The sequence below is a fragment of the Enterobacter sp. 118C5 genome (assembly GCF_034107645.1).
Lineage (GTDB): Bacteria > Pseudomonadota > Gammaproteobacteria > Enterobacterales > Enterobacteriaceae > Enterobacter > Enterobacter nematophilus.
Map to the genome: position 1 here is coordinate 128,366 of NZ_JAWNEU010000006.1, position 23,531 is coordinate 151,896.

At 54.1% G+C, this 23,531-nt stretch carries 21 protein-coding genes; 12 read left to right on the top strand and 9 right to left on the bottom strand.

The features are described from left to right. Positions 1-41 precede the first annotated feature (41 nt). The 7 genes from ppiD to bolA form a co-directional block, all read right to left on the bottom strand. Positions 42-1,913: a peptidylprolyl isomerase gene (gene ppiD, locus UTO39_RS13165; protein ID WP_320727351.1), complete on the bottom strand. Its 1,872-nt coding sequence runs from the start codon at positions 1,911-1,913 to the stop codon at positions 42-44. 212 nt (positions 1,914-2,125) lie between these two features. Further along, positions 2,126-2,398, bottom strand: a complete 273-nt coding sequence (gene hupB, locus UTO39_RS13170) for a nucleoid-associated protein HU-beta (protein WP_002444653.1) — start codon at positions 2,396-2,398, stop codon at positions 2,126-2,128. A 210-nt stretch (positions 2,399-2,608) separates the two neighbouring features. Further along, positions 2,609-4,963 carry an endopeptidase La gene (gene lon, locus UTO39_RS13175; protein WP_061099040.1) on the bottom strand — a complete coding sequence of 785 codons (2,355 nt, stop codon included), beginning with the start codon at positions 4,961-4,963 and terminating at the stop codon, positions 2,609-2,611. Between the two features lie 183 nt (positions 4,964-5,146). Beyond that, entirely contained in the window at positions 5,147-6,421 is a 1,275-nt protein-coding gene (gene clpX / locus UTO39_RS13180) for an ATP-dependent protease ATP-binding subunit ClpX (RefSeq protein ID WP_061099041.1), read from the bottom strand. 125 nt (positions 6,422-6,546) lie between these two features. Further along, a complete protein-coding gene (clpP, locus tag UTO39_RS13185; RefSeq protein ID WP_014069126.1) occupies positions 6,547-7,170 on the bottom strand; it encodes an ATP-dependent Clp endopeptidase proteolytic subunit ClpP in 624 nt (207 codons plus the stop codon). 260 nt (positions 7,171-7,430) lie between these two features. Beyond that, positions 7,431-8,729 (bottom strand): trigger factor, encoded by a 1,299-nt coding sequence (tig, locus tag UTO39_RS13190; protein ID WP_008503318.1) that lies wholly within the window; start codon positions 8,727-8,729, stop codon positions 7,431-7,433. Between the two features lie 330 nt (positions 8,730-9,059). Then, a complete protein-coding gene (gene bolA, locus UTO39_RS13195; protein WP_003859051.1) occupies positions 9,060-9,377 on the bottom strand; it encodes a transcriptional regulator BolA in 318 nt (105 codons plus the stop codon). A gap of 305 nt (positions 9,378-9,682) precedes the next feature. On the opposite strand from bolA, the gene UTO39_RS13200 reads away from it, so the two are divergent. The 8 genes from UTO39_RS13200 to UTO39_RS13235 all read left to right on the top strand — a co-directional run bounded on the left by UTO39_RS13200 (position 9,683) and on the right by UTO39_RS13235 (position 18,554). Next, a complete protein-coding gene (locus UTO39_RS13200) occupies positions 9,683-10,261 on the top strand; it encodes a lipoprotein (RefSeq protein WP_023310568.1) in 579 nt (192 codons plus the stop codon). 45 nt (positions 10,262-10,306) lie between these two features. After that, positions 10,307-11,782, top strand: coding sequence for a muropeptide MFS transporter AmpG (gene ampG / locus UTO39_RS13205; protein ID WP_320727352.1), 1,476 nt, complete (start codon positions 10,307-10,309; stop codon positions 11,780-11,782). A 477-nt stretch (positions 11,783-12,259) separates the two neighbouring features. Then, positions 12,260-13,207, top strand: coding sequence for a cytochrome o ubiquinol oxidase subunit II (cyoA, locus tag UTO39_RS13210; RefSeq protein ID WP_008503322.1), 948 nt, complete (start codon positions 12,260-12,262; stop codon positions 13,205-13,207). A 16-nt stretch (positions 13,208-13,223) separates the two neighbouring features. Further along, a complete protein-coding gene (gene cyoB / locus UTO39_RS13215) occupies positions 13,224-15,215 on the top strand; it encodes a cytochrome o ubiquinol oxidase subunit I (RefSeq protein WP_028012157.1) in 1,992 nt (663 codons plus the stop codon). Next, complete coding sequence (locus UTO39_RS13220) at positions 15,205-15,819, top strand: cytochrome o ubiquinol oxidase subunit III (RefSeq protein ID WP_003859057.1); 615 nt, start codon at positions 15,205-15,207, stop codon at positions 15,817-15,819. The genes cyoB and UTO39_RS13220 overlap by 11 nt, the downstream gene beginning before the upstream one ends. Next, entirely contained in the window at positions 15,819-16,145 is a 327-nt protein-coding gene (locus UTO39_RS13225; RefSeq protein ID WP_006176899.1) for a cytochrome o ubiquinol oxidase subunit IV, read from the top strand. Before UTO39_RS13220 ends, UTO39_RS13225 begins: the two co-directional genes overlap by 1 nt. Before the next feature lie 11 nt (positions 16,146-16,156). After that, positions 16,157-17,044, top strand: a complete 888-nt coding sequence (cyoE, locus tag UTO39_RS13230) for a heme o synthase (protein ID WP_061099044.1) — start codon at positions 16,157-16,159, stop codon at positions 17,042-17,044. Positions 17,045-17,192: 148 nt separating this feature from the next. Beyond that, a complete protein-coding gene (locus tag UTO39_RS13235; protein ID WP_253540918.1) occupies positions 17,193-18,554 on the top strand; it encodes an MFS transporter in 1,362 nt (453 codons plus the stop codon). A 31-nt stretch (positions 18,555-18,585) separates the two neighbouring features. On the opposite strand, the gene UTO39_RS13240 is transcribed toward UTO39_RS13235, so the two are convergent. Then, positions 18,586-19,077 carry a YajQ family cyclic di-GMP-binding protein gene (locus tag UTO39_RS13240; RefSeq protein WP_320727353.1) on the bottom strand — a complete coding sequence of 164 codons (492 nt, stop codon included), beginning with the start codon at positions 19,075-19,077 and terminating at the stop codon, positions 18,586-18,588. A 121-nt stretch (positions 19,078-19,198) separates the two neighbouring features. On the opposite strand from UTO39_RS13240, the gene panE reads away from it, so the two are divergent. Both panE and yajL read left to right on the top strand, forming a co-directional pair. Continuing rightward, on the top strand, positions 19,199-20,110 hold the full coding sequence (gene panE, locus UTO39_RS13245) for a 2-dehydropantoate 2-reductase (protein WP_320727354.1): 912 nt from the start codon (positions 19,199-19,201) through the stop codon (positions 20,108-20,110). Beyond that, positions 20,073-20,663, top strand: a complete 591-nt coding sequence (yajL, locus tag UTO39_RS13250) for a protein deglycase YajL (protein ID WP_320727355.1) — start codon at positions 20,073-20,075, stop codon at positions 20,661-20,663. The genes panE and yajL overlap by 38 nt, the downstream gene beginning before the upstream one ends. A gap of 67 nt (positions 20,664-20,730) precedes the next feature. Here the strand turns inward: yajL and thiI are convergent, their stop codons facing one another. Further along, the gene (gene thiI, locus UTO39_RS13255) at positions 20,731-22,179 is read right to left on the bottom strand and encodes a tRNA uracil 4-sulfurtransferase ThiI (RefSeq protein WP_320727356.1); all 1,449 of its coding nucleotides are present in this window, start codon (positions 22,177-22,179) and stop codon (positions 20,731-20,733) included. 191 nt (positions 22,180-22,370) lie between these two features. Here thiI and xseB point away from each other — a divergent pair, with 191 nt between their 5' ends. Then, positions 22,371-22,613, top strand: coding sequence for an exodeoxyribonuclease VII small subunit (gene xseB / locus UTO39_RS13260; protein ID WP_008503331.1), 243 nt, complete (start codon positions 22,371-22,373; stop codon positions 22,611-22,613). After that, a complete protein-coding gene (gene ispA / locus UTO39_RS13265; protein ID WP_008503332.1) occupies positions 22,614-23,513 on the top strand; it encodes a (2E,6E)-farnesyl diphosphate synthase in 900 nt (299 codons plus the stop codon). Positions 23,514-23,531: the final 18 nt, after the last annotated feature.

Here is a 23,531-nt window from a genome sequence, read left to right on the forward strand (position 1 = left end):
TTTTTGCAGAGCGTTACGAAAATCTGCGAGCAGACACGTAATTACTGCTGCTGAGTCATCACATCACCCAGCTTGATTTTGGCTTCTTTACGCAGGTTGCTCATCATGGCTTCGAAGGCAATCTGAGCATTGTTCTGAGTAATGCCCTGAACCATCGCCTTCTTCTGCGCTTCTGGCAGAGTGCCGGCTTTCACTTCGTCCAGCGCCAGCAGAACAACGTTACCCTGCATATCGGTGGTGGTGCCGAAGCTTGGCTTGTCTTTTGCCGGCAGCGTCAGACCAAACGCGGCCTGGCTGATTGGGTCCTGACCGGTGCGGCTCAGCGTTTTCGCCTCACCGAAGCTCAGGCCAGCCGCTTTCAGCGCATCCTGTTTACCCGCTTTCAGATCGGCCAGAATCTTCTCTGCATCCAGTTTAGCCTGCTGTTCTGCTTTGTTGTGCTTAACCTGAGCGACGACCTGATCCTTCACTTCCGCCAGCGGTTTGACCGCCTCTGGCTTGTGCTCGCTGACGCGCAGAACAAAGGCGCGATCGCCGTCAACGGTAATGATGTCAGAGTTGCTGCCCGGCGTGCCGTTCTCGCCCACCAGACCACCGTTAAAGATGGCATCAGAAACCGGTTTGAAGTTCAGCTCTTCCGGCAGGTTGTCGCGACCAAACCAGCCGGTCTCAACCGCTTTCACACCCGCCGCCTGCTCTGCACCTGCCAGAGATTCGTTGTCGTTGCTGGCAGCATCGCTCACTTTCTGCTGCAGCGCGTAGTAGGCATCCAGGGCTTTTTCCTGTTTCACTTTCGCAGCGATATCATCACGAACCTCAGCCAGCGGCTTGGTTTTCGCCGCGGTGATGTCGTCCAGACGCACGACCAGGAAACCAACGGATGATTTAATCACACCAGACAGCTCGCCTTTCTCTTTCAGGCCGGCATTTTTCAGCTCGTCCGGCGTGGTTGCGTTTTCCAGCCAGCCCATATCACCGCCGTTTTTCGCAGAGATAATGTCGGTGGATTTCGCTTTCGCGACGGTGGCGAAATCAGCGCCCTTGTTCAGCTCATCCAGTACCGCCTTAGCATCTGCTTCAGTTTTGGTCTGAATCACGCTGTAGCGGTTACGCTGCGGCTGAGTGAACTGATCCTGATGCTGATCGTAGTAAGACTGGATCTCCGCATCAGACGCGCTTTCCTGCAGCGCGGCTGCATCCAGCTTGATGTAGCTCACGCGGAACTGTTCTGGAGAAATAAAGGCGTTTTTATTCTGCTCGTAGTAAGCATTAACGTCTGCGTCGCTAACCTGCTGTTTCGCCGCCAGGGCGTTCACATCAATGGTTGCTTCACGAACCACGCGCTGCTGTGCCACCAGCGCGGCCAGTTCGTCGGTTTCACCTTTCAGCATGAAATCGGTACCCACGACAGCGTTGATGAGCTGCTGGGTTGTCAGCTGGTTACGCAGCGCCTGAGCGTACTGATCCGCCGTCATGCCCATCTGGTTAACGATGCTGTTGTAACGCGCGTTGTCGAATTTACCGTTAGACTGGAATGCCTGAGTAGCGAAGATCGCTTTTTTCACCTGCTCGTCGCTGATGCCAAGGCCCAGCTTTTTGGCATACTGATCCAGCAGCGCTTCGTCGATAAGACGGTTCAGTGTCTGTTGGCGCAGGGTTTTCATGTACCCTTCGTTCGCCGCCAGTTCAGAGAATTGGTCGCCCAGCTGTTGCTGCATACGGTTACGCTCACCGGCAAAAGCATTCTCGAACTGACCGCGGCTGATTTCCTGGCCATTCACTTTTGCGGCATAGTTCGCGCCACCGCCAATAAGGTAACTGCTCACGCCGGTCAATATGAACGACACGATAATGATACCGAAAATAATCTTGAGCACGAGACTGTTAGCAGCCGTGCGTAAGCTGTCCATCATGGTGTAACAACACTCCGCTGTAGGTGACTGGTTACCTGACGCTGACGGAAAATCCTGCCCGTCGCGCGTAAAGGCGTATTGTGACAAGAAAACGGGGCGATTGTCAGCCCACAACTCGCATAAACTCGCACAAATCAGGTCTGGACAAACAAAAAAGGCACATCAAACGATGCGCCCTTGTACTATCCGGCTTCCCTGAAACGGGAAAGCAATCAGTTTACTGCGTCTTTCAGCGCTTTACCTGCACGGAAACCCGGCACTTTAGCAGCAGCAATGGTGATCTCTTTACCGGTCTGAGGGTTGCGGCCAGTACGGGCAGCACGCTCTTTAACAGCAAAAGTACCGAAGCCTACCAGTGCAACGTCGTCCCCAGCCTGCAGAGATTCAGTAACAGAAGCAATTAATGCATCTAACGCACGTCCAGCTGCAGCTTTAGAAATATCAGCACCAGCAGCAATTTTGTCAATCAGTTGAGATTTATTCACTGTTCTCTTCCTCTCTTTATAATTTATATCGCGCCTGAGTCCTTCACAACGCGACCGCGCAGCAGTTATATCAGGCCTGCCATGACCTTACAACACCCGTTGTTGATGGCTGACCTAATCAGCAATCTAAATTAGCTATACAAAAAAAGGCTGGCAAGTGCGAAATGACTTACCAGCCTTGTTTTTATTGACGCTCTTTGCGCGAGGTCACTATTTTGCGGTTACAACCTGCATTCCGGACGGTTCATTCTGCAATGCGAGAGTAAGTACTTCCTCAATTCGCTTAACAGGATGGATCTGCAGATCGGCAATCACGTTGTCCGGAATCTCTTCCAGATCGCGTTTGTTTTCGTAAGGAATCAATACGGTTTTGATCCCACCGCGGTGTGCCGCCAGCAGTTTTTCTTTTAACCCGCCGATTGGCAGGACCTGACCGCGCAGGGTGATTTCACCGGTCATTGCCACATCGGCACGTACCGGGTTGCCCGTCAGACAGGAGACCAGCGCTGTACACATGGCAATACCCGCGCTCGGGCCATCTTTCGGCGTCGCCCCTTCCGGAACGTGAACGTGAATGTCGCGTTTTTCATAGAAATCCGGGTTGATACCCAGTTTTTCCGCGCGCGCGCGCACCACGGTCAGCGCAGCCTGAATAGACTCCTGCATCACTTCACCCAGCGAGCCGGTGTAGGTCAGCTTGCCTTTACCCGGTACACAGGCGGTTTCGATGGTCAGCAGATCGCCGCCCACTTCCGTCCATGCCAGACCGGTGACCTGGCCCACGCGGTTTTCGTTGTCCGCGCGACCGTAGTCGAAGCGCTGAACGCCCAGGTAGGCATGCAGATTATCGCCATTAATCACGATGTGCTTCAGGCTTTTATCCAGCAGCAGCTGTTTCACCGCCTTACGGCACAGTTTAGAGATTTCGCGCTCAAGGCTACGCACGCCCGCTTCACGGGTGTAGTAGCGGATGATGCCGATAATCGCGCTGTCCTCGACGGTCAGCTCGTTGGCTTTCAGCGCGTTACGCTCAATCTGCTTCGGCAGCAGGTGCTGTTTAGCAATGTTCAGCTTTTCGTCTTCGGTATAGCCGGAGAGGCGGATCACTTCCATACGGTCCAGCAGCGGTGCCGGAATGTTCATGGAGTTGGAGGTCGCCACGAACATCACGTCACTCAGATCGTAGTCCACTTCCAGATAGTGATCGCTGAACGCCACGTTCTGTTCTGGATCAAGCACTTCCAGCAGAGCAGACGCAGGGTCGCCGCGCATGTCCGACGACATTTTGTCGATCTCATCAAGCAGGAACAGCGGGTTTTTAACGCCCACTTTCGCCATTTTCTGGATCAGTTTACCCGGCATAGAACCGATGTAGGTGCGACGGTGACCGCGGATTTCCGCTTCATCACGCACGCCGCCCAGCGCCATACGGATATATTTACGTCCGGTCGCTTTGGCGATGGACTGACCCAGAGAGGTTTTACCCACCCCCGGCGGTCCTACCAGGCACAGAATTGGGCCTTTAATTTTGTTTACACGGCTTTGTACCGCGAGGTACTCAAGAATGCGGTCTTTGACGCGTTCCAGGCCGTAGTGGTCGGTATCGAGGATTTCCTGGGCCTGACGCAGGTCTTTCTTGACCTTGCTGCGGGCGTTCCACGGAACCTGCACCATCCACTCAATGTAGCCGCGCACGACGGTGGCTTCAGCCGACATTGGAGACATCATTTTCAGCTTCTGCAGTTCTGCTTCGGCTTTCTCTTTCGCCTCTTTCGGCATCTTCGCCGCGTCGATCTTACGCTTCAGCGCTTCGTTTTCGTCCGGCGCATCGTCCATCTCGCCCAGCTCTTTCTGAATGGCCTTCATTTGCTCATTCAGATAGTACTCACGCTGGGATTTCTCCATCTGCTTTTTCACGCGGTTACGAATGCGCTTCTCAACCTGCAGCAGATCGATTTCAGACTCCATCATCGCCATCAGGTATTCCAGACGTTCGTTGACGTCGGACATTTCCAGCACGGACTGTTTGTCAGCCAGCTTCAGCGGCATATGTGCAGCGATGGTGTCCGCCAGACGCGCAGGATCGTCGATGCTGTTCAGCGACGTCAGCACTTCTGGTGGAATTTTCTTGTTCAGCTTGATATAGCCTTCAAACTGGCTAATTGCGGTGCGCACGAGCACTTCCTGCTCGCGTTCATCAAGCTGAGGCGAATCAAGGTACTCTGCCTTGGCAGAGAAGTGTTCGCCATTGTCAGACAGGGTGGTAATACGCGCACGCTGCAGCCCTTCCACCAGCACCTTCACGGTGCCGTCAGGCAGCTTCAGCATCTGCAAAATAGAGGCCACGGTCCCGACGGTGAAAAGATCGTTTACACCCGGCTCATCCGTTGATGCTTCTTTCTGGGCCACCAGCATGATTTTTTTATCATGATCCATGGCGGCTTCGAGGCAACGGATAGATTTTTCCCGCCCTACAAATAAGGGTATGACCATGTGCGGATAAACCACCACATCGCGCAACGGCAATACGGGGATTTCAATGCGTTCAGAACGCTCAGGATTCATAGAGCTCTCTCTTAGTTTAGTGTCCGCCAGGTAAGCTGGTCATGTCACAGTGCTTCACATAACCATTAACATGTATCCAGTATATGGGGATGTTTCCCACACATTCAACGCTATGAATACGGAAAAAGTAAAGGGGAGATAAAATCCCCCCTTTTTGATTAACTGCTTGTATGATTTGGTGAATTATTCGCCAGATGCCTGCTGGGCTTCCGGTTTACCGTAAATCAGCAGCGGCTTGGATTGGCCGCCGATCACGGACTCGTCGATAACCACTTTTTCGACATCTTCCATCGACGGCAGATCGTACATGGTATCGAGCAATGCCGCTTCAACGATAGAGCGCAGGCCACGCGCGCCGGTTTTACGGATCATCGCTTTCTTGGCAATCGCATCCAGCGCTTCGTCACGGAATTCCAGATCGACGCCTTCAAGATTGAACAGCGCCTGATACTGCTTGGTGAGCGCGTTTTTTGGCTCTTTCAGGATCTGGATCAGCGCCTCTTCACTCAGCTCATTCAGCGTTGCCACAACCGGCAGACGGCCAATGAATTCAGGGATCAGACCAAATTTGATCAGATCTTCAGGCTCAACCTGCGACAGCAGTTCGCCTTCGTTGGCTTTCTCGGACTTCGCCTTCACCGTTGCGCCAAAACCAATGCCGGAGCCGGTTTCAACACGGTGGGAAATGACTTTATCCAGACCAGCAAACGCGCCGCCGCAGATGAACAGGATCTTGGAGGTATCAACCTGCAGGAACTCCTGCTGCGGATGTTTGCGTCCACCCTGCGGCGGAACGGCCGCAACCGTACCTTCAATCAGCTTCAGCAGAGCCTGCTGCACGCCTTCACCCGACACGTCACGAGTGATGGACGGGTTGTCTGATTTACGGGAGATCTTGTCGATCTCATCAATATAAACAATCCCGCGCTGTGCTTTCTGAACGTCGTAATCGCACTTCTGCAGCAGCTTCTGAATGATGTTCTCAACGTCTTCACCCACATAACCGGCTTCGGTCAGGGTGGTGGCATCCGCCATGGTAAACGGAACATCCAGCAGGCGCGCCAGGGTTTCAGCCAGCAGCGTTTTACCGGAGCCGGTTGGCCCGATCAGCAGGATGTTACTTTTGCCCAGTTCTACGCCATTGCTGGTGTCGCCGTTACGCAGACGTTTGTAGTGGTTATACACCGCTACAGCCAACACTTTCTTGGCCTGCTCCTGGCCGATGACATAGTCGTCAAGGTGATGACGAATCTCATGCGGCGTTGGCAATGCGCTACGCTCACGGTGCGGCGCAACTTCTTTAATCTCTTCGCGAATGATGTCGTTACATAAATCGACGCATTCGTCGCAGATATACACGGACGGCCCGGCAATCAGTTTACGCACTTCATGCTGGCTTTTGCCGCAAAAAGAGCAGTACAGCAGTTTGCCCGAACCATCTTTGCGTTTATCTGTCATGAGTCCAAACCTCTTTTTAAGTTCTTTGTGCCGCACATGACGACGCAAATGCCATTCTAAGACGCGTGTGCTTTAAGCAGCGTGCCGCCCTACCTTAGTATAGCGGCACACTCGCGTCGCGGGCATCAATTACGATGGGTCAATACGGAGTCGACTAAGCCGTACTCAACTGCCTCTGGAGCAGAGAGGAAGCGATCGCGCTCGGTATCGCGCTCGATCTGCTCAAGAGATTGACCTGTATGCTGCGCCATAAGTTCATTCATGCGCGCTTTTACTTTCAGAATTTCGCGGGCGTGGATTTCGATATCCGTCGCCTGCCCCTGGTAACCACCCAGCGGCTGGTGAATCATCACGCGGGAGTTAGGCAGGCAGAAACGCTTACCTTTAGCCCCTGCGGTTAACAGGAAGGCTCCCATGGATGCAGCCTGACCCATACAGATAGTGCTGACATCTGGCTTGATGAACTGCATGGTGTCATAAATGGACATGCCCGCCGTAATCACACCGCCAGGCGAGTTGATGTACAGGTAAATGTCTTTTTCCGGGTTTTCCGCTTCCAGGAACAGCATCTGCGCCACGATCAGGTTAGCCATATGGTCTTCTACCTGGCCGGTCAGAAAGATAACGCGTTCCTTGAGCAGACGGGAATAGATATCGAAAGAACGCTCACCACGTGAGGTCTGTTCAATAACCATTGGCACCAGCGCCATATGGGGTGCAAAGTTATCTCGTTCGCCACTGTATGACATTTCCGTCTCCTGGTTCAAAATTGAAAACACCTGCTGTACTGATTGTAACCTTATGGACGGATTATCAGCCAGTCTCAATCATCGTGATTACATACTTATGGGGTTCGCCACGCCCTATTTCAAGCATAACAACCTTTTGTTGTAACGCTAACACTGAAAGGGGGTTTTAGCACCCTTCCAGGACCCATGCCGCGATAAAAAAAACCCGTCGCCGGAGGGCAACGGGTTTTTTGTTCAAACTTTAAACCGTTAGGGCGAAATTACGCCTGCTGGTTCATCAGTTCGTTGAAAGAGGTCGCTTTTTCGGTCACTTTCGCTTTCGCCAGTACCGCTTCAACAGCCTGCTCTTCCAGTGCGACGTTGCGCATGTTGTCCATCAGCTCTTTGTTCTTACCGTAGAACTCGATCACTTCTGATGGATCTTCGTATGCAGACGCCATCTCTTCGATCAGGCCCTTCACACGCTCTTCGTCAGCTTTCAGCTCGTGGGTACGAATCACTTCGCCCAGCAGCAGGCCAACAACAACGCGGCGTTTCGCTTGCTCTTCAAACAGCTCGCGCGGCAGTTCCATCGCTTGCTGCTGGTTGCCACCGAAACGCTGTGCAGCCTGACGGCGCAGCACGTCGATTTCGCTGTCGATCAGGGCAGCAGGAACGTCGATTTCGTTCGCTTTCACCAGACCTTCAATCGCCTGAGATTTCACACGGTTACGCACAGCACCGTTCAGCTCGCGCTCCATGTTTTTACGCACTTCGGTACGCAGGCCGGCAACAGAACCATCTTCAACGCCGAAACGCTTGATGAACTCTTCAGTCAGTTCTGGCAGTTCGCGCTCTTCAACTTTCTTCAGGTTGATGACGAACTTCGCTGCTTTACCTTTCAGGTTTTCAGCGTGGTATTCTTCCGGGAAGGTCACGTCGATGGTGAACTCTTCGCCAGCCTTGTGGCCTTTGATACCGTCTTCGAAGCCTGGGATCATACGGCCCTGGCCCATTGCCAGTACGAAGTCAGACGCTTTACCGCCTTCGAACTCTTCGCCGTCTACAGAACCGGTGAAGTCGATGGTTACGCGGTCTTCCGCGTCAACAGCGCCTTCTTTCTCTTTCCAGTTCGCCTGCTGCTTACGCAGGGTGTCCAGCATGCCGTCAACGTCTTCGTCAGTCACGGAAACAATCGGTTTTTCAACTTCGATAGATTCCAGACCTTTCAGCTCAACTTCCGGGTACACTTCGAACTCTACGGAGTAGGTGAAGTCTTCGCCCAGTTTGTATTCGCCTGGCACGTAGTTTGGTGCGCCAGCTGGATTGATTTTTTCTTTGATGATCGCGTCAATAAAGTTGCGGCTCATCAGTTCACCCAGCACATCCTGACGCACGGAAGCGCCATAACGCTGAGCAACAACATTCATTGGTACTTTGCCCTTACGGAAGCCGTCAATACGTACTTTTTTTGCTACGTTGACCAGCTCGCTTTTCACAGCAGTTTCGATGCTGTCAGCAGCGATAGTAATCGTTACACGGCGGCCAAGGCCTTGAGTGGTTTCAACTGAAACTTGCATCTTGTTACCTCAAAAAAATCACAGTGCTCGGTCAACTCTGAATCTGTCTGTTATACCGGGATGCTCTCTTAGTGCAGATTCACATTCCCTGTCGCCAGAATCATCCCGAAGACATTCAATAAGACGCGGCATTATAGCGGCATCACTTAGGTGAGTCGAGAACGGTTGGAGCATGTTGCTGCGGCTTTTTTCACACTTTAAGGCTATTTTTAGCCTTAAAATCGCACCATCCGCTCAAAACTCAGACAAAACAAAACGGCCCGGAGGCCGTTTTGAGGAAATCTGTAAGCAACATACTGGAAAAGCTCCAGCCGTTGCAAATCCGATTTATCAGGCGATGGTGCCTGCACCGCGACAAGGCGGCGACGCGAAAACCGTATCCTGCAGGCCTTCCCATTCCTTAATGGTGTAGGTATGCAGTGCCAGCGCATGCACGGTTGTGGAGAGTTCTTCCGTCAAGGTGCTGTAGATCAGGCGATGTCGGTTCAGGAAACGTTCTCCCGTGAAGCGATCGCTAACCAGAACCACTTTAAAGTGGCTTTCAGAACCTGCCGGCACGTTATGACGATAGCTTTCGTCGACGACTTCGAGGAACACAGGGTTAAACGCTGCCCTTAATTTTTCTTCTATCTGTTCACGTATCATCATGAAATTACTCCTCCGACAACGCTAAGATGTCACCCATCCCTTTAAATGTTAGCCGCTTTTACCGTTTCCATTACACCTTGACAACAAATATTTAGCTTTCGTCTGATTTTCTCATTCAAATGCATGAAGTTCACTGTGAGACTCATACCTTTCGTCACTCGCGGGAGGAGAAAAAGGGTGAGCTGGTCAGTTTTCAGACAAGACGATGAATTTACATGCGTTGACCACTTCCCCTGACCGTTGTCGATGTTATGATGGCGGCAATTTCTCTCTCTTTATGCTTACGATTCGTTGAGAACCTGAAAATGTTAAAAAAACTCTTCTTTCCGTTGGTAGCCCTTTTTATGCTGGCAGGCTGTGCTACTCCGCCTACCACTATTGATGTCTCACCAAAAATCACCCTGCCTCAGCAGGACCCAAGCCTGATGGGCGTCACCGTGAGCATTAACGGTGCGGATCAGCGTCAGGACCAGGCGCTGGCAAAAGTGACCCGCGATAACCAGCAGGTAACGCTGACCGCGTCCCGCGACCTGCGCTTCCTGCTGCAGGAAGTGCTTGAGAAGCAAATGACCGCTCGCGGCTACATGATTGGCCCAAGCGGCGCGGTTGATCTGCAGATCATCGTCAACAACCTTTACGCAGACGTCTCTCAGGGCAACGTGCGCTACAACATCGCAACCAAAGCGGATATCGCCATCATTGCCACCGCGAAGAACGGCAACAAGATGACCAAAAACTACCGCGCCAGCTACTCCGTTGAAGGCGCGTTCCAGGCATCTAACCAGAACATTGCTAACGCCGTTAACAGCGTGCTGACTGACACCATCGCCGATATGGCGCAGGACACCAGCATTCACGACTTTATCAAGCAGAACGCACGTTAATCCTGCTCGCTGGCCCGGTGCTTCACCGGGTCAGTTCATAAGACCATGTCCAGTCACTACTTACGCATTTTCCAGCAACCGAAATCAGCGATTCTGCTGATCCTCGGCTTTGCCTCCGGTTTACCCCTCGCGCTCACTTCCGGCACCCTTCAGGCGTGGATGACGGTTGAGAACATCGATCTCAAAACCATTGGTTTCTTCTCGCTGGTCGGTCAGGCTTATGTCTTTAAGTTTCTGTGGTCGCCGGTGATGGATCGCTATACGCCGCCGTTCCTGGGACGTCGTCGCGGCTGGTTAGTGATGACCCAGGTTCTGCTGCTGCTGGCGATTGCGGGGATGGGCTTTCTTGAGCCGACCACACAGCTCCGCTGGATGGCCGCGCTTGCGGTGGTGATAGCCTTCTGTTCCGCCTCCCAGGATATTGTGTTCGACGCCTGGAAGACTGACGTCTTACCCGCCGAAGAGCGCGGGGCCGGTGCAGCCATCAGCGTGCTGGGCTATCGCCTCGGGATGCTAGTCTCCGGCGGGCTGGCGCTGTGGCTGGCCGACCGATACCTCGGCTGGCAGGGCATGTACTGGCTGATGGCCGCCCTGCTTATCCCCTGCATTATCGCAACCCTGTTTGCTCCCGAACCGAGCGACGTCATTCCGGTTCCCCGCTCGCTGGAGCAGGCCGTGGCCGAACCGCTGCGCGACTTTTTTGGCCGCAACAATGCCTGGCTGATCCTGCTGCTCATCGTCCTTTATAAGCTGGGCGATGCTTTTGCCATGAGCCTGACCACCACCTTCCTTATCCGCGGCGTCGGTTTTGATGCCGGTGAAGTGGGTGTAGTGAATAAAACGCTGGGGCTGTTTGCGACCATCGTCGGCGCGCTTTACGGCGGCGTGTTGATGCAGCGCCTGACGCTGTTCCGCGCGCTGCTTATCTTCGGCATTCTTCAGGGCGCATCTAACGCGGGATACTGGCTGCTGTCGGTGACCGACAAGCATATGTTCAGCATGGCAGCCGCGGTGTTCTTCGAAAACCTCTGTGGCGGCATGGGGACGGCGGCATTTGTCGCCCTGCTGATGACCCTGTGCAATAAATCATTTTCCGCCACGCAGTTTGCGCTGCTCTCGGCGCTCTCGGCCGTTGGCCGCGTGTACGTGGGTCCAATTGCCGGCTGGTTTGTGGAAGCCCACGGCTGGCCAACGTTTTATCTTTTCTCGGTCGCGGCTGCCGTGCCGGGGATTTTATTATTGCTGGTGTGTCGCCAGACGCTGGAATATACCCAGCGGACCGAACACTTTATGCCGCGCACTGAATATCACCGCGCTTACCGTTTTGCGTTACGTCTGCTCATGGCGGGCTGCGCCGCGCTGGCACTCTGGCTTGTGGTACTTATCGTTAACGCCAGTACGTCTCTGGCGCTCCCCCTCGAAACCCTTCTGCTGGACGCCGGAGCCCTGCTGGCCATCGCCGGGATCCTGACGGGCGGTCTGCTCGATTTTATGGCATTGCGTAAAACGCAGATGACCTGAAGAAAAAGTGAAAGGTTATTTCCCGTTGTAATCACTAACCGAAATTATAACGGTGAAATAGCCAACAGCCGCTAAAAAAATATTTGTTGTTTTGTGCGGGATAGGATTTGGAAATTATTGGAGCCAATTCCAAAACGCTATTTTTCATTAAACGATTCAGCATTGGAAAGTTTGATTTTTCGTTTTTTAGATGTCTTTTTATTGATAATTAATTGTTAATTTTTTGTATATTTTTAACAATGGTTATACCAATTGCCCCTTTTAGGGTATGCTTGGGGGTCCTTTCGTTATAAAGCCCATATCATGCGGCTTCGGTCATAAAAACCGACATAATCTGCAACACTTGTGACACGTGCGGCAGAACCCGGTAACACCTTCCTGACACAGGCCTAATGATGTTTACAGTAATGTAACCTTCCCGTAAAATGCCCGCACACTTTAAACGCCACCAGACTCCCGTGGAATTGAGGTCGTTAAATGAGACTCAGGAAATACAATAAAAGTTTGGGATGGTTGTCATTATTCGCAGGCACTGTATTACTCAGTGGCTGTGATTCTGCACTACTAGACCCCAAAGGACAGATTGGACTGGAACAACGTTCACTGATATTGACGGCTTTTGGCCTGATGTTGATTGTGGTTATTCCTGCCATTTTGATGGCTGTTGGTTTCGCCTGGAAGTATCGTGCGAGCAATAAAGATGCGAAGTATAGCCCGAACTGGTCACACTCCAACAAAGTTGAAGCTGTGGTCTGGACGGTACCTATCCTGATCATCCTGTTCCTTGCCGTACTGACCTGGAAAACCACTCACGCACTAGAGCCAAGCAAGCCGCTGGTTCACGATGAAAAACCTATTACCATTGAAGTGGTCTCCATGGACTGGAAATGGTTCTTCATCTATCCAGAGCAGGGCATTGCTACCGTGAATGAAATCGCCTTCCCGGCGAACACTCCGGTTCAGTTCAAAGTGACCTCCAACTCCGTAATGAACTCCTTCTTCATCCCGCGTCTGGGTAGCCAGATTTACGCGATGGCCGGTATGCAGACAAACCTGCATCTGATCGCGAATGAAGCAGGCACCTACGATGGTATCTCCGCCAGCTATAGCGGCCCGGGCTTCTCAGGTATGAAGTTCAAAGCTATTGCGACGCCGGACCGTGCCGCTTTCGACCAGTGGGTTGAAAAAGCGAAGCAGTCTCCAAACACCATGTCTGACATGGCGGCGTTCGAAAAAGTGGCTGCACCTAGCGAATACAACAAGGTGGAGTACTTCTCTAACGTGAAACCTGATTTGTTCAAAGACGTCATTGGCAAATTTATGGATCACGGCAAGAGCATGGACATGACCCAGCCAGAAGGCGAGCACAGCGCGCACGAAGGTATGGAAGGCATGGACATGAGCCACGCGGAAACCGCTCACTAAGGGGCCGAGGAAGAAAATGTTCGGAAAATTGACACTGGATGCAGTGCCCTACCATGAACCGATTATCATGGTTACGGTGGCTGCAATTATCATTGGTGGCGCGGCCTTAGTTGGCCTGATCACTTACTTCGGTAAGTGGAGCTACCTGTGGAATGAGTGGCTGACTTCGGTTGACCACAAAAAACTCGGTATCATGTACTGCATCGTCGGTATCGTCATGTTAATTCGTGGCTTTGCGGATGCGATCATGATGCGTAGCCAGCAGGCACTTGCGTCTGCAGGCGAAGCCGGCTTCCTGCCACCGCACCACTACGACCAGATCTTTACCGCCCACGGCGTTATCATGATCTTCTTCGTGGCGATGCCGCTGGTAATCGGTCTGATGAACGTTGTCGTTCCGCTGCAAATCGGCGCGCGCGACGTCGCGTTCCCGTTCCTGAACAACCTGAGCTTCTGGTTCACGGTTGTCGGCGTAATCCTGGTTAACCTGTCACTGGGCGTGGGCGAATTCGCGCAGACCGGCTGGCTGGCGTACCCGCCGCTGTCGGGAATTGAGTACAGTCCGGGTGTTGGCGTTGACTACTGGATTTGGGCGCTTCAGCTCTCCGGTGTCGGTACAACCCTGACCGGTATCAACTTCTTCGTGACCATCCTGAAGATGCGTGCTCCTGGTATGACGATGTTCAAGATGCCGGTATTTACCTGGGCATCTCTGTGCGCCAACGTACTGATTATCGCATCGTTCCCAATTCTGACCGTCACCATCGCGCTGCTGACCCTGGACCGCTACCTGGGCACCCATTTCTTCACGAATGATATGGGTGGCAACATGATGATGTACATCAACCTGATTTGGGCCTGGGGTCACCCGGAAGTGTACATTCTGGTTCTGCCTGTCTTCGGTGTGTTCTCCGAAATCGCGGCAACCTTCTCGCGTAAACGTCTGTTTGGTTACACCTCGCTGGTGTGGGCAACCGTGTGTATTACCGTTCTGTCGTTCATCGTTTGGCTGCACCACTTCTTCACTATGGGTGCGGGCGCGAACGTAAACGCCTTCTTCGGTATCACCACCATGATTATCGCCATCCCTACCGGGGTGAAGATCTTCAACTGGCTGTTCACCATGTACCAGGGCCGTATCGTGTTCCACTCAGCAATGCTGTGGACCATCGGCTTCATCGTGACCTTCTCCGTGGGTGGGATGACCGGCGTACTGCTGGCGGTACCAGGTGCTGACTTCGTTCTGCACAACAGCCTGTTCCTGATTGCGCACTTCCATAACGTTATCATCGGCGGCGTGGTCTTCGGCTGCTTCGCAGGTGTGACTTACTGGTGGCCTAAGGCGTTTGGCTTCACGCTGAACGAAACTTGGGGTAAACGCGCGTTCTGGTTCTGGATCATTGGCTTCTTCGTGGCGTTTATGCCGCTGTACGTGCTGGGCTTCATGGGTATGACCCGTCGTCTGAGCCAGCAGATCGATCCGCAGTTCCACCCAATGCTGATGGTTGCAGCGGGCGGTGCAGCGCTGATTGCCTGCGGTATTCTGTGCCAGCTGATTCAGTACTACGTGTCCATCCGCGACCGTAACCTGAACCGCGACCTGACCGGTGACCCATGGGGTGGCCGTACGCTGGAGTGGGCAACCTCTTCTCCACCGCCGTTCTATAACTTTGCCGTAGTGCCGCACATTCACGAGCGTGACGCATTCTGGGAAATGAAAGAAAAAGGTGAAGCGTACAAGCAACCTGAGCATTACGAAGAGATCCATATGCCGAAAAACAGCGCTGCGGGCATCGTGATTGCCGCTTTCGCAACGGTATTTGGTTTCGCAATGATCTGGCACATCTGGTGGATGGCGATTGTTGGCTTCGCTGGCATCGTAATCAGCTGGATTGTGAAGAGCTTTGACGAGGACGTGGACTACTACGTACCAGTCCGTGAAGTTGAAAAGCTGGAAAATCAGCATTTCGACGAGATTTCTAAAGCGGGGCTGAAAAATGGCAACTGATACTCTGGCGCACTCAACTGCCCACGCGCATGAACATGCGCACCACGATACAGGACCGACCAAAGTCTTCGGTTTCTGGATCTACCTGATGAGCGACTGCATTCTGTTCTGCTGTCTGTTCGCGACCTATGCCGTTCTGGTGAACGGCACAGCGGGCGGCCCGACCGGCAAGGACATCTTTGAACTGCCGTTCGTTCTGGTTGAAACCGCACTGCTGTTATTCAGCTCTATCACCTACGGCATGGCGGCTATCGCCATGTACAAAAACAACAAGAGCCAGGTTGTCTCCTGGCTGGCGTTGACCTGGCTGTTTGGTGCTGGCTTTATCGGGATGGAAATCTATGAATTCCATCACCTGATTATGGAAGGCTTCGGCCCGGATCGCAGTGGCTTCCTGTCCGCGTTCTTCGCGCTGGTGGGTACCCACGGTCTGCACGTGACCTCGGGTCTGATCTGGATGGCAGTTCTGATGTTCCAGATCTCCCGCCGCGGCCTGACCAGCACTAACCGTACCCGTATTATGTGCCTGAGCCTGTTCTGGCACTTCCTGGACGTGGTATGGATCTGTGTGTTCTCTGTTGTCTATCTAATGGGGGCGATGTAATGAGTCATTCTAACGATCATGGCGCTTCCCACGGCAGCGTAAAAACCTACATGACAGGTTTCATCCTGTCGATCATCCTGACGGTGATCCCGTTCTGGATGGTGATGAGCGGTTCTGCGTCCAAGCCGGTTATCCTGGGAGCAATCCTGGTGACCGCGGTGATTCAGATTCTGGTGCATCTGGTTTGCTTCCTGCACATGAACACCAAGTCCGATGAAGGCTGGAATATGACAGCCTTTATCTTTACCGTGATTATCATCGCAATCCTGGTAGTCGGTTCCATCTGGATTATGTGGAACCTCAACTACAACATGATGGTTCACTAAGAGCGGCGAGTATGTTTAAGCAATACCTGCAAGTAACGAAACCAGGCATCATCTTTGGCAACCTGATCTCCGTGATCGGAGGGTTCCTGCTGGCCTCTAAAGGCAGCATTGATTACGCCCTCTTTATCTCTACGCTGGTCGGTGTGTCACTGGTTGTTGCGTCCGGTTGTGTATTTAACAACTACATCGACATGGATATCGACAAGAAGATGGAAAGGACCAAAAATCGGGTGCTGGTTAAAGGCCTGATCGCCCCTTCCGTCTCGCTGGTGTACGCCACCTTGCTGGGTATTGCTGGCTTTATGCTGCTGTGGTTTGGTGCTAACCCGCTGGCCTGCTGGCTGGGGGTGATGGGGTTCGTGGTGTATGTAGGCGTCTACAGCCTGTATATGAAACGTCACTCCGTCTACGGCACGCTGATTGGTTCTCTCTCCGGCGCTGCGCCGCCGGTGATTGGCTACTGCGCGGTCACGAACGAGTTCGACAGCGGTGCGCTGATCCTGCTGGCTATCTTTAGCCTGTGGCAGATGCCGCACTCCTATGCCATCGCGATTTTCCGCTTTAAGGATTATCAGGCAGCGAACATCCCGGTTCTGCCGGTCGTGAAGGGCATTTCGGTTGCCAAGAACCACATCACGCTCTACATCATCGCTTTTGCCGTGGCAACGCTGATGCTCTCTCTGGGTGGCTACGCCGGGTATAAATATTTGGCGGTAGCAGCTGCGGTGAGCGTCTGGTGGCTCGGTATGGCCCTGCGCGGTTATAAAGTGGAAGATGACAAAGTCTGGGCGCGCAAGCTGTTTGTGTTCTCTATCGTTGCCATCACCTCGCTGTCCGTGATGATGTCCGTAGACTTCATGGTGCCGGATTCACATAACCTGCTGACTTACGTCTGGTAAGATTCGCAGGTGAATAAAAGGGTGCTTCGGCACCCTTTTTTATTCACCAAATCCATTAATAACGCATGTAATATTTGTTAAATAACCCTTTATTTACCCCGCCCCTTCCCCGCACTACACTATGGCCTGCTTTTGAACTGAGGTGGTAATGAACGATTATAAAATGACGCCAGGCGAGCTACGCGCGACCTGGGGCTTAGGGACTGTCTTCTCGCTACGGATGCTTGGCATGTTTATGGTCCTGCCTGTTCTGACCACGTACGGCATGGCGCTTCAAGGAGCCAGCGAGGCGCTGATTGGCCTGGCAATTGGTATCTACGGCCTTGCCCAGGCGATATTTCAGATCCCGTTTGGTCTGCTCTCCGATAGGGTGGGCCGAAAGCCGCTGATTGTCGGCGGTCTGCTTATTTTTGTTCTCGGTAGCGTCATTGCCGCCCTCTCCCACTCCATCTGGGGCATTATTCTTGGCCGCGCCCTGCAGGGCTCCGGCGCGATTGCCGCCGCCGTGATGGCGCTGCTGTCAGACCTCACCCGCGAACAGAACCGCACGAAGGCGATGGCGTTTATCGGCGTGAGCTTTGGCGTGACCTTCGCGATTGCGATGGTGCTGGGCCCGATTATCACCCATACTCTCGGCCTGCACGCCCTGTTCTGGATGATTGCCGTGCTGGCGACCATCGGGATCGCGCTGACTTTGTGGGTTGTGCCGGACAGCAAAAACCACGTTCTGAACCGTGAATCAGGCATGGTAAAAGGCTGCTTCAGCAAAGTGCTCGTCGAACCGCGCCTGCTGAAGCTAAACTTCGGCATCATGTGCCTGCACATTCTGCTGATGTCGACCTTTGTCGCCCTGCCCGGCCAGCTTGCCGCGGCGGGTTTCCCGGCGGCTGAGCACTGGAAAATCTATCTGGTGACGATGCTGATTTCGTTTGTCTCCGTCGTGCCGTTCATTATCTATGCCGAAGTGAAGCGCAAAATGAAGCGCGTCTTCGTGGGCTGCGTGGCGCTGCTGCTGATCGCCGAGATCGTGCTCTGGGGCTCCGGCCCGCACTTCTGGGAGCTGGTTGCCGGCGTACAGCTGTTCTTCCTGGCGTTTAACCTGATGGAAGCGCTGCTGCCGTCGCTTATCAGCAAAGAGTCTCCGGCCGGTTACAAAGGCACGGCGATGGGCATTTACTCCACCAGCCAGTTTCTCGGCGTGGCGATTGGCGGCTCGCTCGGCGGCTGGGTGGACGGCCTGTTTGATTCCCAAACCGTATTTCTCGCGGGCGCGCTGCTGGCGACAGCCTGGCTGCTGGTCGCCAGCACCATGAAAGAGCCGCGCTACGTAAGCAGCCTGCGCGTGGAGATACCGGATGAGGTGGAAATCAGCGATGCGCTGAAGCAGCGTCTGGAAGCAAAAGAGGGCGTGACAGAGGTGCTCATTGTCCCGGAAGAGCGCAGCGCTTACGTCAAAATAGACAGCAAAGTGACGAACCGCTTTGAGGTCGAGCAGGCGCTCAAAGCCTGAAAAAAGCCCGGTTGAACCGGGCTTTTCTGTCTTAATCGCGGAAGTTTTTAAACTGGAACGGCTGTCCCAAATCTCCGCCGCGCACCAGCGCCATCACGGACTGGAGGTCATCGCGAGATTTACCGGTCACGCGAATCTCTTCGCCCTGGATCTGCGCCTGCACCTTCAGCTTGCTGTCTTTGATAAGCTTAACGATCTTCTTCTGCACCGCGCTCTCGATGCCCTGCTTCAGTTTGGCTTCTACAAACCAGTTCTTACCGCTGTGGACAAACTCGTCCGGCACGTCCAGAGACGTCCCTTCAATGCCGCGTTTTAACAGCTTAGCGCGCAGAATGTCGAGCAGCTGATTCACCTGGAAATCAGACTCGCTCAGCACCTTAATGGTCTTATTTGCGTCGTTCAGCTCAAACGTCGCCTCAACGCCGCGAAAATCGAAACGTGACTCAACTTCGCGGGTTGCGTTCTCAACGCCGTTGCGAACTTCCTGGATATCAACTTCGGAAACAATATCGAAAGATGGCATCTTTTCTTCTCCCTTCACTTTTGTTGCGTTGCATAATACCCGCTACGAGGCATAACTCAACAGAAGCTTAGCTGTATAATTAAGCTGTAACACCTGGCGCAGTTGCAGGTGAGGAGGAACAATGAAAATTACGGTGCTCGGATGCGGAGCGCTCGGTCAGCTGTGGCTAACCGCGCTGTGCAAGCACGGACATGAGGTTCAGGGCTGGCTGCGCGTGCCCCAGCCCTATTGCAGCGTCAACCTGATTGGTGAAGACGAAAGCATTTTTAACGAATCCCTCACCGCGAACGATCCTGATTTCCTGGCGCAAAGCGACCTGTTGCTGGTGACGCTCAAGGCGTGGCAGGTCTCGGATGCGGTCAAGACATTGGCCGCGCAGCTCCCCCCCACGTCCCCCATTCTGCTGCTGCATAACGGGATGGGAACCCTTGATGAGCTGAAAAGCGTCCCGCAGCCTCTGCTGATGGCGACCACCACCCACGCCGCGCGTCGCGACGGCACTATTATCGTGCATGTCGCCAGCGGCGTGACGCACATCGGCCCGGCCAGAACACAGGATGGGGATTACAGCTATCTGGCAGACGTGCTGCAAAAGGTATTGCCGGACGTCGCCTGGCACAACAACATCCGCCCTCAGCTGTGGCGTAAGCTGGCCGTAAACTGCGTGATCAATCCGCTGACGGCGCTGTGGAACTGCCCGAACGGGGAGCTGAAAAACCATCCGCAGGAGGTGGCGTCCCTCTGTGCAGAAGTCGCGTCGGTCATTGAGCGCGAAGGCCTGCACACCTCAGCAGAGGATTTACGCTGTTATGTCGAGCAGGTTATTGAGAGTACGGCTGAGAACATCTCCTCGATGCTGCAGGACGTTCGGGCATTACGCCATACGGAGATAGACTACATTACCGGCTATCTGCTAAAGCGCGCCCGCGCGCACGGCATCGCCGTGCCGGAAAACGCCCGTCTGTATGACCTGGTTAAACGTAAGGAGAGTGAATATGAGCGCGTCGGCACTGATCTGCCTCGCCCCTGGTAGCGAAGAGATGGAAGCGGTCACCACCATTGATTTAATGGTACGTGGCGGCATTAAGGTAACAACCGCCAGCGTTGCCAGTGACGGCAATCTGGCAATCACCTGTTCCCGAGGGGTGAAAATCCTGGCAGACGCGCCGCTTGTTCAGGTGGCTGACGGCGATTACGACATCATCGTCCTGCCCGGCGGCTTAAAAGGCGCGGAATGTTTTCGCGACAGCCCGCTGCTGGTCGAGACCGTACGTCAGTTCCATTTATCTGGCCGTATCGTCGCGGCAATCTGTGCCGCCGCTGGAACGGTTCTGGTTCCGCACGATATCTTCCCCATCGGCAATATGACCGGCTTCCCGGGGCTGAAGGATACGATCCCGGAAGACCAGTGGGTGGACAAACGCGTCGTCTGGGATCCGCGCGTCAACCTGCTGACCAGCCAGGGACCGGGCACCGCGATTGATTTTGCGCTGAAGATTATTGATCTGCTGGTAGGGCGGGAGAAGGCCTACGAAGTGGCGTCATCGCTGGTAATGCCGGCGGGGATTTATAATTATTACGAATAGGTGTTCTCCCTCTCCCCTTGGGAGAGGGCCGGGGTGAGGGCAACAGGCCGCACTCCCCGGCAATACACTACGGGCGATACACCTTCACATTCGCAAAGCCCTGCTCGCGCAGATACAGCGCCTGCAGGCGGCTCATCACCCCACGCTCACACCACAGCAGATACGTTTTGCTCTGATCGAGGTCGCCAAACTTGGTGCTCAGCTTGTAGAACGGCAGAGAAACCACCTCCACGCCGTCCACCACCAGCGGCTTGTCATCCTGCTCGTCAATAGAGCGAATATCCAGAATCGCATCGTTAGCGCCGAAGCCGCTCACGGTTTCAACTTCAACGACTTCCTGCTCGGTCTGCTGGGCAATTTCGCGGATGTCAATGTTGGACGCTTCCGCCACCACCTTTTCCAGAATGCTAAAGTCGAAGTTCTCTTCTTCCGCTTCGATCTTCGCCTTCACCGCCTTGACGGTCGGGCTTTTCGAGATCACGCCGCAGTATTCCGGCATGGTGCGGGCAAAATCTTCGGTGCCGATTTCGCGCGCCAGGTCGATGATGTGCTCTTTGTCGTGGGAGATCAGCGGACGCAGGATCAGCGTATCAGACACGTTGTCGATCAGACGCAGGTTGGTCAGCGTCTGGCTGGAGACCTGGCCCAGCGCTTCGCCGGTGACCAGCGCCTGCACGCCGTAGCGTTCAGCGACTTTGGACGCCGCGCGCACCATCATACGTTTCAGGATCACGCCCATCTGGCCATCGTCCACTTTTTCGAGGATTTCGCCGACCACTGGCTCAAAGTTGATCGCCACAAAACGCACGCGGTGGGAGCTGCCGAAGCGGTTCCACAGGTAGTGCGCCACCTGACGAACGCCGATTTCGTGCGCCGCGCCGCCCAGGTTGAAGAAGCAGTAATGCACGCGACAGCCGCGACGCATCAGCATATAGCTGGAGACGCCGGAGTCGAAGCCGCCTGAGATCAGGGACAACACATCTTCCTGGGTGCCGATCGGGAAGCCGCCGATGCCTTCATAGCGCCCTTTCACCAGCAGCAGGCGATCGTTTTCGATCTCCAGGTTAACGGTCACGTCCGGGTTGGTCAGACGTACGCGCGCGGTCTCAACGTGCTGGTTCAGACCGCCGCCGACGTAACGTTCCACTTCAATAGAGCTGAATTCGTGCTTGCCGCGACGCTTCACGCGCACGCAGAAGGTTTTGCCTTCGATCTGGTCGCGGTACTGGACCAGCGCTTTCTCGAAGATGTCGTGCAGGGAGGTGAACGGAACATCTTCCACTTCCAGAATATGGTGGATACCCGGAATACGGGTCAGGGCGTCGCGAATATCCTGACGTTTATTTTCGTCTTTGGCGCGCACTTCCACGTGGTCCCAGTGGCGCACCACGGCGAGGGTTTCGTCGTAGTGCTTTAATACGTTACGAATGTTCCCGGTGAGAATTTTAATAAAGCGCAAACGCACAGATTGGCTTTTGATGGTGATTTCCGGGAACAATTTAATGATAAACTTCATGGCGGCAATGTTTCTTAGGCAAGCGTATTAAGGCTTGTAATGGAAAAGAGTACAGCAGCCCACACCCGTGGCTGCATCCAGGCGCGCAAGTATACCACCATCGCGCCGCTCCTGTGCACATTGCGCGTTATTTGCTTATCCGCCCGAGTCCGTTACCATATCAGGGCTGAGAATATAAGAGTCAATTCACTATGCCGAAGAAGAACGACGCACCGGCCAGTTTCGAAACTGCGCTGAGTGAACTGGAGCAAATCGTTACCCGTCTTGAAAGCGGCGATCTCCCGCTGGAAGAGGCGCTTAACGAATTCGAACGTGGCGTGCAGCTGGCGCGCCAGGGGCAGGTCAAACTGCAGCAGGCCGAGCAGCGCGTGCAGATCCTGCTCTCCGACAGCGAAGACGCGAAAACCACGCCTTTCACACCGGACGCCGAGTAAATGGATTTTGCCAACGAGCTTCAGGCGCGCGTCGTGCGCGCCAACGACGCCCTGCGCCGATTTATTGCGCCACAGCCTTTTCAGAACACTCCACTGGTTGAAGCCATGCACTATGGCGCACTCTTGGGTGGAAAGCGCCTGCGCCCGTTTCTGGTATACGCCACCGGCAATATGTTTGGCATCAGCGATAACACGCTGGACGCCCCGGCAGCAGCCGTTGAGTGCATCCACGCTTATTCACTGATTCACGACGATCTCCCGGCGATGGACGACGACGATCTGCGCCGGGGTCAGCCAACCTGCCACATTAAGTTTGGCGAGGCGAATGCTATTCTGGCGGGTGATGCTCTGCAAACGCTGGCGTTCTCGATTCTGAGCGACGCGCCGATGGCGGAAGTGGCCGACCGCGACCGCCTGGCGATGATCTCTGAGCTGGCGATGGCCAGCGGCGTGGCCGGCATGTGCGGCGGTCAGGCGCTGGATTTAGAAGCGGAAGGACGTCAGGTTAATCTGGAACAGCTGGAGCGTATTCATCGCCATAAGACGGGCGCGCTTATTCGTTCCGCCGTTCGCCTGGGCGCGCTGAGCGCGGGTGAGCAAGGGCGCAAAGCCCTGCCGATTCTGGACAGATACGCAGAAAGTATCGGTCTGGCATTCCAGGTTCAGGATGACATTCTGGATGTGGTGGGCGATACTGCAACATTGGGTAAACGTCAGGGTGCGGACCAGCAGCTTGGCAAAAGTACCTACCCCGCCCTGCTGGGTCTTGAGCAAGCCCAACGTAAAGCCCGGGATCTGATTGACGATGCCCGCCAGTCGCTGAATGAACTGGCCGCGCAATCGCTGGATACCTCGGCACTGGAAGCGCTAGCGGACTATATAATCCAGCGTGATAAATAAACTATATATCTCGATGAG